13 protein-coding genes and 1 pseudogene are annotated in these 17,487 nt (G+C 65.3%); 11 read left to right on the top strand and 3 right to left on the bottom strand.

Annotated features, from left to right (window positions below):
- The first annotated feature begins 86 nt into the window (after window positions 1–86).
- The 10 genes and pseudogenes from BBK14_RS34075 to BBK14_RS36400 form a co-directional block, all read left to right on the top strand.
- On the top strand, window positions 87–5,207 hold the full coding sequence (locus tag BBK14_RS34075; RefSeq protein ID WP_206744675.1) for a non-ribosomal peptide synthetase: 5,121 nt from the start codon (window positions 87–89) through the stop codon (window positions 5,205–5,207).
- Complete coding sequence (locus BBK14_RS34070; protein ID WP_020460623.1) at window positions 5,191–5,445, top strand: phosphopantetheine-binding protein; 255 nt, start codon at window positions 5,191–5,193, stop codon at window positions 5,443–5,445. The genes BBK14_RS34075 and BBK14_RS34070 overlap by 17 nt, the downstream gene beginning before the upstream one ends.
- Window positions 5,446–5,517: 72 nt before the next feature.
- Window positions 5,518–6,360, top strand: coding sequence for an alpha/beta fold hydrolase (locus BBK14_RS34065; protein ID WP_071067238.1), 843 nt, complete (start codon window positions 5,518–5,520; stop codon window positions 6,358–6,360).
- A gap of 5 nt (window positions 6,361–6,365) precedes the next feature.
- Window positions 6,366–7,682, top strand: coding sequence for a lysine N(6)-hydroxylase/L-ornithine N(5)-oxygenase family protein (locus BBK14_RS34060; RefSeq protein WP_071067239.1), 1,317 nt, complete (start codon window positions 6,366–6,368; stop codon window positions 7,680–7,682).
- Between the two features lie 33 nt (window positions 7,683–7,715).
- Entirely contained in the window at window positions 7,716–7,967 is a 252-nt protein-coding gene (locus tag BBK14_RS34055) for an MbtH family protein (protein WP_020460620.1), read from the top strand.
- Between the two features lie 591 nt (window positions 7,968–8,558).
- Window positions 8,559–9,305, top strand: coding sequence for a 4-hydroxy-tetrahydrodipicolinate reductase (dapB, locus tag BBK14_RS34050; protein WP_071067237.1), 747 nt, complete (start codon window positions 8,559–8,561; stop codon window positions 9,303–9,305).
- Window positions 9,306–9,437: 132 nt separating this feature from the next.
- A complete protein-coding gene (locus BBK14_RS34045) occupies window positions 9,438–11,063 on the top strand; it encodes a (2,3-dihydroxybenzoyl)adenylate synthase (RefSeq protein ID WP_071067236.1) in 1,626 nt (541 codons plus the stop codon).
- A 65-nt stretch (window positions 11,064–11,128) separates the two neighbouring features.
- Entirely contained in the window at window positions 11,129–12,577 is a 1,449-nt protein-coding gene (gene tcuA, locus BBK14_RS34040) for an FAD-dependent tricarballylate dehydrogenase TcuA (RefSeq protein ID WP_071067235.1), read from the top strand.
- Window positions 12,578–12,580: 3 nt separating this feature from the next.
- Entirely contained in the window at window positions 12,581–13,807 is a 1,227-nt protein-coding gene (locus BBK14_RS34035) for an FAD-dependent oxidoreductase (RefSeq protein ID WP_071067234.1), read from the top strand.
- 150 nt (window positions 13,808–13,957) lie between these two features.
- Window positions 13,958–14,212, top strand: a pseudogene (locus tag BBK14_RS36400) (IS701 family transposase); the annotation flags it as partial.
- Here the strand turns inward: BBK14_RS36400 and BBK14_RS34030 are convergent.
- Window positions 14,106–14,669 (bottom strand): transposase, encoded by a 564-nt coding sequence (locus tag BBK14_RS34030; protein WP_071067233.1) that lies wholly within the window; start codon window positions 14,667–14,669, stop codon window positions 14,106–14,108. The pseudogene BBK14_RS36400 and the gene BBK14_RS34030 sit on opposite strands and share 107 nt — an antisense overlap.
- On the bottom strand, window positions 14,621–14,911 hold the full coding sequence (locus BBK14_RS34025; RefSeq protein ID WP_071067232.1) for a hypothetical protein: 291 nt from the start codon (window positions 14,909–14,911) through the stop codon (window positions 14,621–14,623). Before BBK14_RS34025 ends, BBK14_RS34030 begins: the two co-directional genes overlap by 49 nt.
- 50 nt (window positions 14,912–14,961) lie before the next feature.
- Here BBK14_RS34025 and BBK14_RS34020 point away from each other — a divergent pair, with 50 nt between their 5' ends.
- Window positions 14,962–15,774 (top strand): transposase, encoded by an 813-nt coding sequence (locus tag BBK14_RS34020; RefSeq protein ID WP_083391436.1) that lies wholly within the window; start codon window positions 14,962–14,964, stop codon window positions 15,772–15,774.
- A 14-nt stretch (window positions 15,775–15,788) separates the two neighbouring features.
- Here BBK14_RS34020 and BBK14_RS34015 read toward each other — a convergent pair.
- On the bottom strand, window positions 15,789–17,487 hold a 1,699-nt coding region (locus BBK14_RS34015; RefSeq protein ID WP_198541516.1), incomplete at its 5' end, for a phosphopantetheine-binding protein.

Raw genomic sequence — 17,487 nt, 5'->3', positions numbered from 1 at the left:
ACGTCACCACCGCCCGCATCGATACCAGCGACGACGCACTCCGCCGGTCACTCCGCGAGCACGCCGCACAGCACCTCCCCGACTACATGATCCCCACGACGATCACCCGAATTGACTCCTTCGCAACGACGGTCAACGGAAAGCTTGACCGGAAGGYATTGCCCGTCCCCGATCTCAGTGAGATCACCGGCACCGACGGGCGTGCACCTGAGACGCCGACGGAGCGCTCGCTGGCGGAAGTGTTCCGCGCGGTGCTAAGTCTCGGGGGTGAGGTCAGTCTGAGGGCGAACGATGACTTCTTCCGTCTGGGTGGTCACTCGTTGCTGGCAACCCGCGTCGTCGCGCGGGCCAATGCCGCATTGGGTTCGGCGCTGACTCTGCGGGATATGTTCGAACAGGCCACGATCGAAGGACTGGCGCGTGTCGTCGACGGAGCCTCTCAAACCGTATCTCGCGTACCGCGAGTAGGTGATCTGCCACGCCCGGAACTGCTGCCTGTGACGTATGGGCAGCGCTCCCTCTGGGTTATCGAGCAGATGGGCGGCCCGGGGGCTCGCTATGTCGTCCCTCTGATCCGGCACTTGTCCGGAGAACTTGACGAGACTGCCCTGAGGTCAGCGGTGCAGGATGTCGTGACCCGACATGAGGCGCTGCGAACGTTGATCGTGGGGGATGACGGGCAGCTCCATCAGGTGATCCTCACGGGTGAGGAGGCGGCCTTGCGCCTGCCTCTGATTCCTGAGGACTTCATCGGGGCGGGACAAGACGCGATCGACGAACGCCTTCGGGAACTCGTGCGGAGCCGATTCGACCTTGCCGCGGATATCCCGGTCCGCGCCGGTCTGCTACGCGTGGAGGTTGCAGAGTGGATTCTCGTCCTTGCGGTGCACCATCACGCAACAGATGAWTGGTCCACGCCGACGCTGCTGGAAGATCTCTTCGCCGCCTACGCGGCAAGAAGCAAGGGGCATGCGCCGGCGTGGGAGCCGGTCGGGATACAGTACGCAGACTATGCGGTCTGGCAACAGGCCGTGCTCGGTCAGCCCACCGATCCAGAGTCCGCACTACATCACCATTTGAAGTATTGGGCAGACACGCTGGCGGATGCTCCGGGTGAATCCACGATAAGCCCCCACCGGCCCCGGCCGGCTGAACCGACGTACCGTGCGGCAGATGTGTCCTTGACCATCTCATCCGATGTCGTGGCTGATTTGCGGCGCGTCGAAGATGGGTGTGGGGTCACAATGTTCATGATCTCCCAGGCTGCCGTGGCCCTGGCGATATCCGTCATGAGCGCGAGTGACGATGTCGTTCTCGGTGCACCAGTCGGCGGTCGTACCGAGGACGGTCTCGAAGGCGTCGTCGGATACTTCGTGAACACGATTCCCCTCCGCCACAGATACTTCCCCGGCGACAAATTCTCCGACGTTCTCGCTCGTGTGAAGCAAACCGTGCTGGATGGCTTCAGTCATCAAGCGGCGCCTTTCGATCAGATCGTCACGGCGATCTCTGCGGATCGGGTCGTCGGCAGAAATCCGGTCTTCCAGGTCATGCTCACCTACCAGCGTGCTACCGGACGCCGAGTGGATCCGGAGGTCAGGGATCTCGTCGTGCGGCCTCGCATGGTGGGGCTGGGTGCCGTCAAGGGAGATCTCGATCTCTATCTGGTCGACTCCGACACCGAAGTATCCGTATTTCTCACGTTCAGTACGGATCTCTTCGAAGAGAAGACAGCGGTCCGTTTCCTCGGCGTGATTCAGAAGATCCTCGGCGCGATCGCCGAGGATCCGAACCGGACTATCGCCGAAGTCGATCTGCTGATCGCGAAAGAGAGACCCGCTCTCGAAGCTTGGACGACTGGAAGTCCAGCAGAGTTGGCTGGTGTTACTGTTGCGGGTCTTCTTGATGATCAGGTGGCGCGGTCGCCGGGGGAGATCGCGCTGGTTGCGGGTGCGCGGAGTTTCACGTTTGCGGGGTTGTCCGCGGAGGTGAACCGGTATGCGCGGCTGCTGCTGGAGCGGGGCGTGCGCCAGGAGCACAGGGTTGCGCTGCTGCTGCCGCGTGATGAGCGGATGGTCATCGCGATGTTCGCGGTGTTCGCGGTGGGTGCGGCGTATGTGCCGATCGATGCGGAGCTGCCCGATGACCGGATCGGTTACATGCTCGATGTGGCGGGTCCGACGGTCACGCTCGTCACCGATCGTGACGTGGCACGGCTCGGGCCCGCGGCGGGGCGGGTGGTGAATCTCGACGATGCGGTGGTGCGTGCGTGCGTCGCGGAACTGGCGGATGGGCCGGTCACCGTGGCCGAGCGCGGCGAGGAGGTGTCGCTGGATCATCTTGCGTACATCATCTTCACGTCCGGCTCGACGGGCCGACCGAAGGGTGTCGCGGTCGGTTACCGGGGCCTGACGAACATGTATGCCAACCATGTGGAGAAGATCTTCGACCGCGTGGTGGCCCATCAGGGCGGGCGGCGGATGCGGATCGCGCATACGACGTCGTTCTCGTTCGATGCGTCGTGGGAGCAGCTGTTCTGGCTGCTCAACGGCCACTCGGTGTATGTGATCAACGAGGAGATGCGCCGGGATCCGCAGCAGCTACTCGCGTACTACGACGATCAGCGCATCGATGGCTTCGACGTGACTCCCTCGTACGGGCAGGTGCTCGTTGACGAGGGTTTGCTGGAGCGTGACCGGCCGGCGGGTCGATCGGTGTCGGCAGACGCGACGGGCGTGGTGTTCGTGTCGCTCGGCGGTGAGGCGGTGCCCGAGCGGCTGTGGCAGCAGCTGCGAGATGCCCCGGGCGTGGAGTCGTACAACCTGTACGGGCCGACCGAGTACACGATCAATGCGCTCGGCGCGGATCTCGCCGACAGCCCGAACCCCAGCGTGGGCACGCCGATCTTCAACACCCGGGCGTACATCCTGGATCAGAACCTGCAGTTTGCCCTGCCCGGTGTTCCAGGTGAGCTGTATCTCGCGGGCGCGGGCAATGCGCGCGGCTACTGGGAGCAGCCCGCCCTCACCGCCGAGCGGTTCGTGGCGTGCCCGTGGGAGCCGGGGGCGCGGATGTATCGCACGGGCGACCTGGCCCGGTGGAACGACGAGGGGCGCATCGATTACCTCGGTCGTGCCGACGAGCAGACCAAGATCCGCGGGTACCGGATCGAGCCAGGGGAGATCCGTGACGTGCTGGAGGCGCACCCGGAGGTCGTGCGTGCTGAGGTCATCGCGGCCGACCATCCCTCCGGAGGGAAGTTTCTCGCTGCCTACGTCACCACCGCCCGCATCGATACCAGCGACGACGCACTCCGCCGGTCACTCCGCGAGCACGCCGCACAGCACCTCCCCGACTACATGATCCCCGCATCCTACAATCGGCTTGAGACGTTCCCGCTGACCACAACTGGCAAGCTCGACCGGAAGGCATTGCCCGTCCCCGATCTCGGGCAATCGACCGCCCACGGGCGTGCACCCGCGACCRACACGGAGCGAGATCTCCTCGCCGTCGTCCGTGACCTGCTGGGTTTGAGTGACGAAGCGCGGTTGTCGGTTGAGGACGATTTCTTCCAGCTGGGCGGGGACAGCATTCTGTCGATCCAGTTGGTATCCCGAATGCGGCGCATCGGTGTCGTCATCTCGGCCGCGGACGTCTTCTCGACGCGGACGGTGGCCGGGCTGGCTCGTCTTTCTGATGCGCGCCAGTCGGAGTCGGCAACGGAGCACACCGCCCCCCTGAAGGATCTGCGATCCTCCAGGTTGTGGCCGATTGCCAACAAGGAAGTGGATTTGCCCGGCTTTTCGACGTTGGTGCAGGCGGTGACTTTCGTGGTGCCAGCCGGAATTACGCACGACACATTGTTGCGCGTGCTGAACCGGGTCGTCGCGCATCATGCGGCTCTGGGCGGTCGCCTCGTGGCAGATGTCGACGGATCCTTCCGGTTCGAGGTTCCTGCCCGCTCTCCTGAAGTCGCGAAAGATCGGATGGTGATCGAAGCGCTGGGGCCCGCGTGGCCGGATCCGACGTGGCGCAGCGGCAATCGTGCACGTGTGGAGGAACTAGCGCGTTCTCTGCACCTCGATGCCGGCATCTTGTGGCGGGCAGTCTGGTACACGGGTTCTGCCGATGCGGCAAGCCGTCTACTGCTGGTAATGCATCACCTGGTCGTCGATGGGGTGTCATGGCGAGTTCTTGGGGATGATCTTCGGCAGGCGTGGGAGTTGGAGACCGGCCGCACTGCTGAGCCACTGCTGCCGGTAGGCACGAGCTTGCTGAACTGGGCTGAGATGCTCGCGGGCCGCGCCGCTGAGCAGGATGTGAGGGCGCAGACAGAGTACTGGGCCGAGACTGTCACGGCGGATGATCCGTTGCTGGGTTCCCGTGCGCTGGACGCGGCGCTCGACACGCGCGCCACAGCGGAGATGCTCACGATCCAAGTGCCCGCGAGAGTCGCCGGCCCGGTGCTGAAGGAGGTGCCTGGTGCACTGGCGGCCGAGATCAACGATGTGCTGCTCGGCTCGTTGACGATCGCTGTCGGGGCATGGCGGGCGAGGCGAGGGGTCGGTCATCGGCGTGCGCTGATCGGACTTGAGGGGCACGGGCGCGAAGAGACGTTCGTGCCCGGCAGTGATCTTTCCCGCACTGTGGGGTGGTTCACGACGTGGTTCCCAGTCGGACTGGACACCGTCGACATCGATCCCGTCACGGCCTTGACGGATCCGGGAGCTTCCGCAGATGTGGTGAGGCACGTGAATGAGCAACTGCGGGCGGTACCCGATCGCGGCATCGGCTACGGGGTGCTTCGAGAGCTCGCTCCTGACGGCGCGGGCCGTTTGGTCGACGGCGTGGTGCCACAGATCGGATTCAACTACCTCGGCCAGTTCGGCCCCGGCAGCGCCGTGAGGGACAGCGCATGGGAGATGGCCCCCGAGGCTCCTGGGATCGTCGGTTCCGCGGACAGGACGATGCCTCTGATCGCTGTGTTGGACATTTCTTTGGTGGCGGTACAGAGCGCTGAGAACAACGAGTGGACGTTGAGGGGCAACATCGTTTATGCGGCGGGGATCCTCAGCGAGGCGGAAGTGAGCGAACTGCAAGAGCTGTGGGTGCAGTCGCTCGAGACGTTGGCGTCCTACACGACAGAGACGGGCGTCCGGAACAGCGGTTTCGGTAACCCAGAGGAGGATCATGAAGATCAGCGATAACCGAGTGCTAGCCGACGTCGCCGATGTCCTGTACATCGAGGCGAACGACGTGGATCAGGACGCCGACCTGCGCGCACAGGGCATGGACTCCGTCCGGCTCATGGAACTGGTCGAGCGGTGGCGCAGCGCCGGCGCGGAGGGCATCGACTTCATTACGCTCGCTGAAGACCAACGGGTGTCACGTTGGCTTGAGGTGTTGGCGGCGTCGACGAACGATGACGCCGAGTCGTCTGAGTGAGTCTCGTCTACCAGGGGCGGGTATGACGACCGGCTGCGCGATCTTCCCGCCCCTCCCCGACAAGGAGACGCAATGCCCACGATGCTCGTGAACGGAATCGCCCTACATTACGACGAGTATGGCGATGGCGCCGACCCTCTCGTCGTGTTGGTGATGGGAACGGGAGGGAAGGGGCAGGTGTGGACGCCGCACCAGGTGCCCGCCCTCGTCGAGGCGGGGTACCGGGTCGTCACCTACGACAACCGGGGCATCAGCCCGGTGCCCGGACAGACTGCCACGTCGTGCCCCGACATCGTCGTCCCAGAGCTCGTTGACGATCTCGCCGCGCTCATCGAGCGCTTCGGCGCCCCGGCGCACGTGATCGGAACCTCGCTCGGAGCGCGGGTCGTGCAGGAGTTGCTCCTCGAGCGCCCCGACCTTGTGTGCCGGGCGGTCGCGATGGGTGGTCACGCACGCATCGACGACGTCGGACAGATGCTCACCCGGGGCGAGCAGGAGTTGTTCGACCAAAAGATCGTGCTGCCGAAAGCGTATAAGGCAGCGGTCGATGCTCTGCTGAACTTATCGCCCGCGACATTGCGAGATGAGACGAAATCCAACGACTGGCTTGCGCTTCTGGAGTACTCCGCGGTTCCGGCGTCGTCGGGTGAGCGTGGCCAACTCGGCGCTTCCGAACGACTCGGAGATCGCGGCGACGCGTACAGAGCGATCACCCGGCCGTTGCTGGTGATCGGTTTCGCCGACGACTTGATGATCCCGGCACACCTCGGACGCGAGCTTGCCGATATCGTCCCGACTGCCCGGTATGTCGAGGTGCCCGACACGGGACACTACGGCTATCTCGAGCAGCCCGAAGCGGTGAACCGGCTCATCCTCGACTTTCWCGCCGAGCCCGAGGGGTCGGCCGTCGGGTGACGGCGATGAATGAAGCGAACACTCGGTCGGATGCGGTGGGCATGCTACCCGATGTGGTCGACATCATCGGTATCGGCTTCGGACCGGCCAACCTGAGCCTGGCAATCGCCATTGAAGAGCGCAACGGCGCCCGGCCTGCCGCCGACCGTGTGACCGCCCGCTTCGTAGAGGCCCAGCCGAGGTTCGGATGGCACGACGGCATGCTGCTGCCGGGCACGACCATGCAGATCAGTTTCCTCAAGGACCTCGCGACCATGCGCTCGCCCACCAGCTCGTATAGCTTTCTGAACTACCTGCACGAGCGCGGGCGCCTGAGCGACTTCATCAACCTGAAGACCTTCTTCCCCACCCGGCTCGAGTTCCGCGACTATCTGGCGTGGGCGGCCGCGCGTGTGAACGTGCCAGTCTCCTACGGGGCGAGGGCCACCCGCGTCGACCACGACGGTGCGGCCTTCACCGTCATGGTGTCGGGCGGCGGCGGACGCGAGGCGGTCCGGGCGCGGTCGGTCGTTGTCGCGACCGGGCTGCGCCCCGTGCTCCCGGACGGGATCGAGGTCGGCCCTCGGGTGTTCCACAACCACGGTCTGCTCAGCAGCCTCGACCGGCTCCCCTCCACGCCGCACGGCCGGTTCCTCGTCGTGGGCGCTGGGCAGAGCGCCGCAGAGGTTGCCGCCTACCTGCATGACACCTACCCGGCGGCGGAGGTACACGCCTCCATCCGCAGCTTCGGCTATGTGCCCTCCGACAACACCCCGTATGCGAACCGCATCTTCGACCCCGCCTCCGTCGGGGAGTACTACACCGCTCCGCCCGACGTCAAACAGCAGCTGCTGCGGCGGCACTGGTCGACGAACTACGCCGCTGTCGACGCCGAGCTCATCGACGACCTCTACCGACGGGAGTACGACGAGAAGCTGCGCGGCGTGCGGCGCCTGTTCGTGCACCGCGTCACCGAGGTCGAAAGCCTGCGCGAGGGCCCGGGGGGTGTCGTCGTCGCGCTGCGCGACCTCGGGGCCCGTGCGCGCACGCCGCTCGAGGTCGACGCGGTGGTCTTCGCCACCGGCTTCCGCCCGTCAGACCCGCGCGGCCTGCTCGGCGACGGCATCGACCTCGAGGCCGCGCTCGACGGGGACGAGCCGCTCGTGGCGCGCGACTACAGCCTGCGTGTGCCGGGGCTGGAGGGCCGCATCTTCCTCAGCGGGGGTGTCCAGCACAGCCACGGCCTCAGCTCGTCGCTGCTGTCGACCCTGGCCGTGCGCGCCGGCGAGATTCTCGAGGCCGCGGTCCCCACGCACAGATCCCACATGGCGACGGGCAGCTGACGGCCCGTCCCACCGGCAGAAGGAGAACACGCGATGGCGAAGAACCCGTTCGACGACGAGGATGGCACGTTCTACGCGCTCATCAACCATGAGGAGCAGTACTCGCTCTGGCCCACGTTCAAGCCGGTGCCCGGCGGCTGGACCATCGTCTACGGCGAGCCGGACGGCAGACCCAGGCAGGAGGTGCTCGACTGGATCGACCAGACTTGGACCGACCTGAGGCCCAAGTCGCTGCGCGACTTCATCGCCAGCCACGAAGTCGCGAGAGCTGCCACAGGCGAGTAACCCACGGCGGTGTGCGGCAGTCGGCTGGGAAGGAACGAACCTGATGCTACGCACCGTACTCGGCAGCAAGGTCCAAGCCGATCTGCAGGTGCATCACGAGGCGGCAGCCCTGGACGGGGCGGGCTGAGCGGAGGTCTGGGTGATGGTGCGCAGCAGCGTCGCCATGTCGGCCTTGCCCATCGCGGCGGCGATGGCAGAGGCAGAGAGATGTTGGGTGCGCTCACGGCAGACTCGAGCCACACGGCGTTCGCGGCTCACAAAGCTCGGCGATGATCTGTGCTGCCTCATTGGAGCTTGTCGACGTTGGCGGCGCGCAGGGGGCTGCTGGCGATGAACGCGTGGTTGCCACCCCGCCAGTGGCCATTCCAGCCTGCGCAAATTCATGGACCGAGCCTCTCACCCGAGCTGAACAGCTCCGCCACCAGCGCAAACGCCGCCAATCAAACCCGACGACCGACCGCCACTTCACTGGAGCCGCCACACAGCGATTCAACCAAGGCGGACCACCTCTGCCCGGCGACCGCTCCGCTCCCTGACAGCTCACCGCAGATAGCCTTGTGTCGGTCGAATGACTTAGGTTAACCTTTCCTCATGACTCAAGTTGCTGTGCTGGGAGCACGCGGGCGCATGGGTGAGGCATCGGTTCGTGCAATCGAGGCCACTTCCGACATGAGCGTGGTCGCCGAGATCGATGTCGATGATAACCTGCGAGAGATCGTCGAAAAGAAGGCCAATGTCGTGCTCGTGTTCTCCCCGCCGGGCGTGGCACACGAGCAGGTCCAATGGTGCATCGAGCAGGGGATTCACGTCGTGGTGGGAACATCCGGCTTCGATGAAGACGCTGTCCAGCAAATTCGCGCCGCACTCATCGAACGTGATGAAGTCAACGTTTTCGTCGTCCCGAACTTCTCGGTGGGCGCGGTGCTCTTGACGCAGTTCGCGGCGAAGGCTGCCCCGCTCTTCGAGTCTGTCGAGATCATCGAGATGCACCATCCCGATAAGGTGGACGCGCCATCGGGTACGGCACAGCACACGGCCGAACTGATCGCTCGCGCTCGCGCGAAAGCAGGTTCCGCTCCCTCACCCGATGCCACCTCTCGCGACCCGCATGGAACGCGCGGCGGGCGGATCGAGGAAGTCAACGTCCACGCGGTGCGTGTACGCGGTTTCATGTCTTCACAAGAGGTGCTGTTCGGATCCGAGGGCGAGATCCTGAGGCTGCGTTACGACTCCGTCACACGCGAGTCCCTCATGCCCGGAGTGCTCGCCGCGCTCCGCGCCGTCCCAGGTCTCCCCGGGGTGACCATCGGCCTCGAAACCGTGCTGAGCTTGGGCTGAACACGATTCGACAACGGATGACAGCCTGAACCTCTTGCGTGAACTCGCTCTTCGACGACCGGATCGGCATCGGCAGCTTCACGCGGCGCCGATGCCGCCAGGACACGAGACGCCGACACCTGAGGAAGACCGATGAGCATCCAACCGCTGACCCTTGACGGCGTCGTACCCTATCCGCCAAAGACCGTGGCCCAGTACCTCGCAAAGGGATACTGGCACGATCAGACGCTTCCGGAGTTGCTTTTTGCCACGGCGGAACGCTATCCCGACAAGCTCGCGGTCATCGACCGCGACACCCGGCTGAGCTATAGGCAACTCACGGATGAAGTCCTGCGTCTCGCGGCCGGTCTGCAGGATCTGGGGCTGGGCCGTGGCGACCGAGTGGTCGTGCATCTGCCCAATACCTACGAGTACATCGCGTTCGTCTTCGCCCTGTGGGAGCTCGGCGTGATTCCCGTGGTCGCGCCCATCGCGCACCGTCGCGCGGAGATCGAACACTTCATCGAGATTGCCGAGGCGCGTACCTACATCACCGTCGCATCGGACAGCGGCACCGATCTCGCTGCGTTGGCTGCCGACCTGAAGGGCCGTTGGGCCCATCTGGAGCACACAGTGATCCTCGATCGCGGCGGCGGCGGCGCCGAGTACGAAGCGCTGCTTTCGAAAGGATCGCTCGAGCACGTGCGGCGATGCAGCCCGCAGGACGTCGCGCTGCTGCAGATGTCGGGCGGCACGACGGGCGTGCCGAAGCTGATGCCGCATACTCATCACACGTACGGCTATGCGTTGCGCAGAAGCGTCGGGGAACGGGGCATCACCGAGCGGACGGTGCATCTGCTGGTCATGCCGATCTGTCACAGTATGTCGACGCGTTCGCCCGGCTTCCTCGGCGCGTTCAGCGTGGGCGCAACGATCGCGATCGCGCCGAACGGCAGCCCCGATGCGGCGTTCCCGCTGATCGAGAAGCACCGCGCGAACCGCGTGACGTTGGTGCCCCCGATCCTGCTGGCCTGGCTGAACTCCTCGCTGCGCGACGCCTACGATCTTTCCAGCATGCAGGTGATCATGTGCGGGGGTGCGAAGCTGAGCGAGGAGGTGGCGCGGCGGGTCGAGCCGGAGCTCGGCATGGAGCTCTCTCAGAGCTTCGGGATGGGCGAAGGCCTGGTCGTCAGCAACCCTCCGGACGTCGATCGGGAGACCAGCGTGCGATACCAGGGCCGGCCGGCCTCGGAGGCCGACGAGATCCGGGTCATAGACGACGAGGGAAACGACGTGCCGCCCGGGGCGCCCGGTCACCTGCTGACGCGGGGGCCGTCGGTAATCCGCGGCTACTATCGCAACCCCGAGCAGAATGCCCTGGCGTTCACCAGCGATGGATTCTACCGCACCGGTGACATAGTCGAGCGGGACGAGCGTGGGTTCATGAGGGTCGTGGGCCGGTCGAAGGACCAGATCAACCGTGGCGGCGAGAAGATCGCGCCCGAGGAGCTGGAGAACGCGTTCCTCGCCCACGGCGGCGTGCACAACGCCTCCGTGATCGGCATCGATGACGAGRTGCTCGGCGAGCGCATCAAGGCGTACCTGATCCCCCGGTCGCCGGAGGACGTGGCCGATCTCACCTTGAGCAAGCTGCGTCGGTTCCTGCAGGAGTGGGGCCTCGCGACATTCAAGCTTCCCGATTTCGTGGAGGTGGTCGACGAGTTCCCGTACACCGCGGTCGGCAAGGTCAGCAAGCGACTGCAGCGCGAGCAGAACTAGGAACGCGTCGAGCGGCATCGCTCAACGTGAGTTGTTCTCGGGTCGGATACGGCAACGAGGTGGTTATGCACAACGCGGATGTTGTTGTGGTCGGCGGGGGTAACGCCGGGTACTGCACGGCTCACGCGGCGGCCGAGCGCGGGCGACGCGTGCTGCTGTTGGAGAAGGCACCGCGGGCGCTGGCCGGGGGGAACAGCTACTACACGCTCGGTGCGACCCGGATGGTGCACGCCGGGCTCGGCGATCTGCTCGAGATCCTTGAGCCCGATGAGCGTCACGCGCGTACCGAAGTTCCGCCGTACTCGGCGGCAGAGTTCCTGGCCGACCTGGACCGGATCACCGAGGGACGTGACGATAAGGAACTTGCCGCGGCTGTCGTCGAAGGCTCGCGCGACGCGGTCCGCTGGCTGCACGAACTGGGGCTGCGATTCCGGCTGATGTACGAGCGGCAGGCTCACGAGAACGCCGATGGAACCTTCGTGTTCTGGGGTGGAACGCACGTGTGCAACGTCGACGCGGGCCCTGGGCTGATGTCAGACCATGAACGCGTCGCCTCGCGGCTCGGGGTCGAGATGCGCTACGGTTGCCCGGTCACGGGGCTGATGACCAACGGCGGCTCGGTCGTCGGTGTTCGTGCGGGCGATCAGGAGTTTCCGGCGGAGTCGGTGGTGATCGCCAGCGGCGGTTTCGAGGCGAACGCGCAATGGCGGCAACGCTACCTGGGAGACGGGTGGCAGCACGCGAAGGTGCGTGGCACGCCGTACAACACCGGTGACCTGATCGGCGCGGCCTTGGAGATTGGTGCAGATCGTGGAGGCGACTGGTCAACGTGTCATAGCGTGCCGTGGGACGCGTCATATCCCGAGAACGAGAGCAACCGTATGTTGACGAACCGWCTCAGCCGGTACGGCTATCCGCTTGGCATCATTGTCAACGCCTGGGGTCGACGATTCCTCGACGAGGGTGCAGACTTTCGCAACTATACGTACGCGAAGTACGGCAAGGTGATCCTCGAACAGCCGGGTTCGGTGGCGTTTCAGATCTTCGACGCGAACTCGCGATCGATGCTCAACGTGTACGAGTATGAAATGCCCGGGATCATCCCGGTCGTCGCCAACAGCGTCGAAGAGCTCGCCGCAGCCATAGACGTCGACGTCGACGCGTTCGCGCGGACGGTCCGCGATTTCAACTCATCGATCGACACCAGCCGTCCGCTCGATCCAACGATCAAGGACGGCCGCAGCGCGACGGTGGAACCGATCAAGAGTAATTGGGCATCGGCGATAGAGACGCCGCCTTATTATGCATATCCGGTGACGTGTGGAATCAGTTTCACCTTTGGAGGGCTTCGCGGCGACATCAACGGCCGGGTGCTCGATCCGTCAGGTGCGCCCATCCCCGGGCTCTTCGCGTGCGGTGAAGCGCTCGGGGGCCTCTTCAGCGGGAACTACCCGACGGGCGCCGGCCTGACTGCGGGAATGGTGGTCGGGCGACGCACAGGATCGCTCGCCTGAGCCATGATTTCGTCGCAGAGCAGCACCCGGGTCGTCATCGTCGGCGCCGGCCCGGTCGGAATGGTGTGCGCACTGGCGCTGAACCGGCAGGGCATCCCGGTCACCGTGCTCGAGTCGGAGCCCGTACCGGTGAAGGATCAGCGCGCCGCGACCATTCATCCGAGCACTCTGGAGATGCTTGACGAATTGGGCATCACCGAGAAGATCACGCCGCACGGCCTGGTTTCGAGCACCTATCGCTTCCACGACCGRCCGACCGGCGAGTTGGTGGCGGAGTTCGATCTCGCCCGGCTCAAAGACGAGATCCGGTTTCCCTATGTGCTGCAGTACGAGCAGTACAAACTGACCGCTTCCATCGCCGAGGAATACGCCAACGGATCCGACTTCGACATGCGGTTCTCCCACGCCCTCACCGGCCTCGCCGTGGCCGCGAACGGCATCGAGGTGGAGTACGCCTCCCCCGCGGGCACGGGGCGCATGACGGCGGCCTATGTCATCGGCTGCGACGGCGGCCGGTCAACAGTGCGCAAGCTCGCCGGCATCGAGTTCGAAGGGTTCACGTATCCGGAGCGGTTCATCAAGATCGCGACCAGATTCGACTTCAAGACCGTGAAGTCGAATCTGTCACTGCGCAACTACTTCTCCGACCCCTACGAGTGGGCCAACCTGTTCAAGGTGCGCGGGGAGACGCCCGAAGGACTCTGGCGGCTGATCCTGCCGATCGGCCAGGACGAGGACGACACCACCGCACTGTCGGCAGCGCGCGTCGAGCGGCGGCTGCAGAAGTTCTTCCCCAAGGCGGACCCCTACCACGTCGAGTACGCCAGGGTCTACAGGGTCAATCAGCGCGTGGCCGGGACCTTCCATAAAGGCCGCATCTTGCTGGCCGGAGACAGCGCGCACGTCAACAACCCGATCGGCGGCATGGGCATGAACGGCGGCATCCATGATGCCATCAACCTTGCGGAGAAGCTCCCCCAGGTGATCCACGGTCGGGACGGTGACGATCTGCTCGACCTCTACAGCCGCCAGYGCCGTCACGCCGCGCTGAACTACGTACAAGCCCAGACAATCGCCAACAAGCGAATGCTGGAGGAACGCGACCCCGCCGTGCGGCGACAGAACCTCGATCAGTTGCGCTGCACGGCCGAGAACCTCGATAGCGCGCGCGCCTATATGCGCCGCGCGGCCCTGTTCGACAGCCTGCACGACGCCGCCTCCATCCCCTAATACTCCAGTGACAGTGGCCGGCATGTGGTCTCTGCATGGAGCGGCGGCGTGGCGTCCGAACGGGTGCGGCCACCGTGTGATTCTCCGTAGTTTGTGAGAACAAACGATGAATCCGCGGTGGCCGCGGAGCGGAGTGTATCCGGTTTGGACGTGGCGGTATGGGAGGCTGGTTTGGAGGAGTTGCTGGTGCGAGTCGATCCGTGTTTCGTGTCGGAGCAGCCGCGGGTGCAGGCGCGGGCGTATGTGGCCGGGTTGTTGTCCCGCGCGGAGCGGAAGAACGGGTGGACCCTCGCGGAGTTCACCGGTCAGGYGGGTCCGCAGAAGATGCAGCGGCTACTGAACGGGTATGTGTGGAACGCTGATCGGGTGCGTGACGTGGTCGCGTCGTATGTGATCGAGAACCTGGCCGGGGAGCGGCGACTGCCCGGCACAGGGCGAGCGCGTCCTGCCCGAACACCACGGCAAGACGGTCCCGGGCCGTCGTCGATGACGGCATCGTCCACCCGTTGACCCGCTCGCCGTAGCGATGCGCCAACTCGTCGATGTTCAGGGTGTCGGCCAGCCAGTCCGGGGCCACGACCGCGTGGGCCTCCAACGCCGCCCGCACGCTCTCCCTGGCGAGCTCGGTCCGGTTCAGGTCCCGCACCGCGCTGATCACATGGGTGGAATCGGTGCACGCTCTGCCACCAGCGCCGATCAGGCCCCGCTCACGGCAGGCCTCCACGAGCCGGTCGAAGACCACCCGTTCCAGATCGTGGTCGGCCAGCCGGGCCCGGAACCGGGACAGCACTGTCGCATCGAACCCGGTATCGGTCAGCTCCGCGCCGAGGGCGTACTTCCAGTCGATCGCACGGACCGCCATACCGCGGCCTGCCGGTCGGTCAGGTTCTCGGTGAACTGCAGCACCGTGACCAGCGACAACACCGCCGGCGGCAGACCCGGCGCCCCCCTGATCCCGAACGCGCCGGTGAACGGCTCATCGACGAACACCTCGGCGAGGCGATCCCGCAGCCGCATCGCCAACGTCCCCCGCGGAAACGCCGCCCGCGCGACCGTCACAGTCTGCGCCGGGAGCTCGGGCAGCCCCTTCGGCTGCAACGACATGTGCCCCACCTCCCGCGGCCAGCGAGACGACCCGGACCACAGAAGAGATCATGCCGCACCCACGACACCCAGCCGAATTACGCAGCAGAGTCTTCGTCGCGGTCAAAGGCGACGCCCGCGCCCTCGACGAAGCCAGCCTCGCCCGGGACGCCACCCTGGTCACCGCCCATTCCGAGAAGGAACAGGCGAAACCGACGTTCAAGCGCGGGTTCGGGTTCCATCCTCTGTGGGCGTTCATCGACCACGGCCCGGACGGGACCGGGGAACCCGCCGCGGTGCTGCTCTGCCGGGGAAATGCCGGCTCGAACACCGCGGCCGACCACATCACCGTGGCCACGGCCGCGCTGGCTCAGCTACCCCGACGGCTGCGCCGTTCCCGCAAGGTCCTGATCCGCACCGACGGCGGCGGAGGCACCACGAGTTCGTCGCCTGGCTGCACCAGCGCCGGGTGGCCTACTCAGTCGGGTTCACCCTCACCGACGACCACGCCGAAAAGATCGCCGCACTCCCGGAACAGGCCTGGACCCCGGCCTACGACGCCGACGGCCACCCCCGCCCCGGGGCGTGGGTCGCGGAACTGGCCGGGCTGCTCGACCTGTCCGGCTGGCCGCCGGGTATGGGGGGTCATCCTCCGCCGCGAACGCCCGCACCCCGGCGCCCAGCTACGTATCACCGACGTCGACGGCAACCGGATTACCGCGTTCGCGACGAACAGCCCCCGAGGCCAGCTCGCCGTCCTGGAACTCCGCCACCGCCGCCGGGCCCGCTGCGAGGACCGGATCCGCGGCGCCAAGGACACCGGCCTGGCGAACCTGCCCCTGCACGACTTCACGCAGAACCAGATCTGGTGCGCGGTCGTCTGAAAGATCGAGGCTAACTATGGGCGCCAGACTCGCCGATCGGCATTGTCGCCGACTTTGCGCAACACGTTCTCGAACGCCAGGATCACGGCACGGGCAAATCCGATGACCGTCAGAATAGTACTGCCGGCCTCCACCCTGTATCGGATCACCGCGCGGTACGCTGCCTCGGTCGGTTCGATCGCCAAGGATTCTGCATCGGCGGAATAGGATCGGCTGATAAGTATCGGCGCGATCGGTATGCCAGCTAGGAGACGCCTACCCGAGCTACTGCCATAGCGTGCCAATGCGAACTCAGGATCTGGGTGCCAAGTTTCCTGCTCGATAGGCACGGGAACGGTTACCGTCATCGGGCCAAGCGGCCCCAGGGCAGCATCTGACAGAAGAGGAGCTTCGTGATCTACGACACCGCCGAGTCGCGATCCGTACCCAGTCGCRTGCAGTGCTCGTCGGATGGTCTCGCGCACGGTGGCATCGGTGAGAGAGCCGTCCCAGTGTATGACCTGAGTTCTGTCGGCCGAGTACAGTCCCTCGTCGAGTGAATCCGTGCGCTCGATCAGCTCAATCGGGTTCTCGATCTGATCCATTTTGAGAGCCGCAGCGATATCGGCGACTTCAGTCAAGGTCGCTGCGACGGACGGCGCTGATAGCATGCTCTTGTTGGCGTTCTCATCAGTGAGCGCGCGGAGGGCCTCCAGTAGCTGGTGCACGGTGTATCGATCGGCCACGGCAGCATGTACTGCAAGCGCAATGTAGGTCTGTGTCGAGCTGCTTGCGTATGCGAGGCCCGACGGCCGTGCATTGGTGACATCAATCATTTGGCTGGCCATCGTCCGAAGATCTGTCAGCTTCGTGGAGGGCGAGGCCCCTGCGACATGCACTCTGGAGAGAGTTGGTGCGATGGTTGTCATAGGGGTTACCCAAGTGAGCCACAGTCGACGACTTACCGTCTGAACCGACAAGCGAAGCAGGTCATGTTCTTGAACGAGCGAAGCGTATGCGGCGAGTAGCGCGTCGTGCGATAACGAGACGGGGAGAACGGCGGTCTCGGTCAAGATCCATGAGTTCGGATCGTCGCGCGACTCACGTAGTCTCTCGAGAGTCGGAGAGGCGGGCACAGCGACCATGCTTGTCGAAATCGCCTTGGCCTCAACTTCTTTTATGATCTTCTGAGACAGCTTCGCGACGGTTCGCTGCTCGAAGACGTCCCGCAACGTGAAAGTGTGCTGTCGTTGTGACGCGCGCGCAACAAGACGTATCGCGAGGATGCTGTCACCGCCGAGTCGGAAGAAGTCGTCGTCCACGGACAGGGGTGTGCCCTCGGGGAGGGCGAGTACGTCGCGGAACACCCCGGCCAGGGACAGTTCGGTGTCCGTTTCTGGGGGGCGGCCGCTGCCGGATCCGGCGGTGAGGTCGGGGGCGGGTAGTGCTTTGCGGTCGAGTTTTCCGCTCGGGGTCGTGGGGAGTGTGGCCAGGCGGGTGAACGATGYGGGAACCATGTACTCCGGCAGGAGCGCGTTCGTGTGTTCCCGCAGTGCGTCGGCCAGCACGGTCTCGTCGGCCGGCGCGGACGGGGTGGTAGTGACATAGGCGGCGAGGAACTTCCCTCCGGCGGGGTGATCGAGAGCGGTGACCGCGGCACCCGAGATGGCGGGGTGTCGTTCGAGGACAGCGCGGATCTCGTCGAGTTCGATCCGGAACCCGCGTACCTTGACC

It is taken from the genome of Parafrankia soli, from assembly GCF_001854695.1.
GTDB lineage: Bacteria > Actinomycetota > Actinomycetes > Frankiales > Frankiaceae > Parafrankia > Parafrankia soli.
Note: the sequence above shows the minus strand (reverse complement) of the source record. Positions and strands in the feature narration are given on the sequence as shown.

What these genes read in the sequence shown, in the direction of transcription:
- BBK14_RS34055 (WP_020460620.1), top strand. Translation starts at nt 7,716, where the DNA reads ATGGCGAAGAACCCGTTCGACGACGAGGATGGCACGTTCTACGCGCTC.
- BBK14_RS34020 (WP_083391436.1), top strand. Translation starts at nt 14,962, where the DNA reads ATGCCGCACCCACGACACCCAGCCGAATTACGCAGCAGAGTCTTCGTC.
- BBK14_RS34060 (WP_071067239.1), top strand. Translation starts at nt 6,366, where the DNA reads ATGAATGAAGCGAACACTCGGTCGGATGCGGTGGGCATGCTACCCGAT.
- dapB (WP_071067237.1), top strand. Translation starts at nt 8,559, where the DNA reads ATGACTCAAGTTGCTGTGCTGGGAGCACGCGGGCGCATGGGTGAGGCA.
- BBK14_RS34025 (WP_071067232.1), bottom strand. Translation starts at nt 14,911, where the DNA reads ATGTCGTTGCAGCCGAAGGGGCTGCCCGAGCTCCCGGCGCAGACTGTG.
- BBK14_RS34070 (WP_020460623.1), top strand. Translation starts at nt 5,191, where the DNA reads ATGAAGATCAGCGATAACCGAGTGCTAGCCGACGTCGCCGATGTCCTG.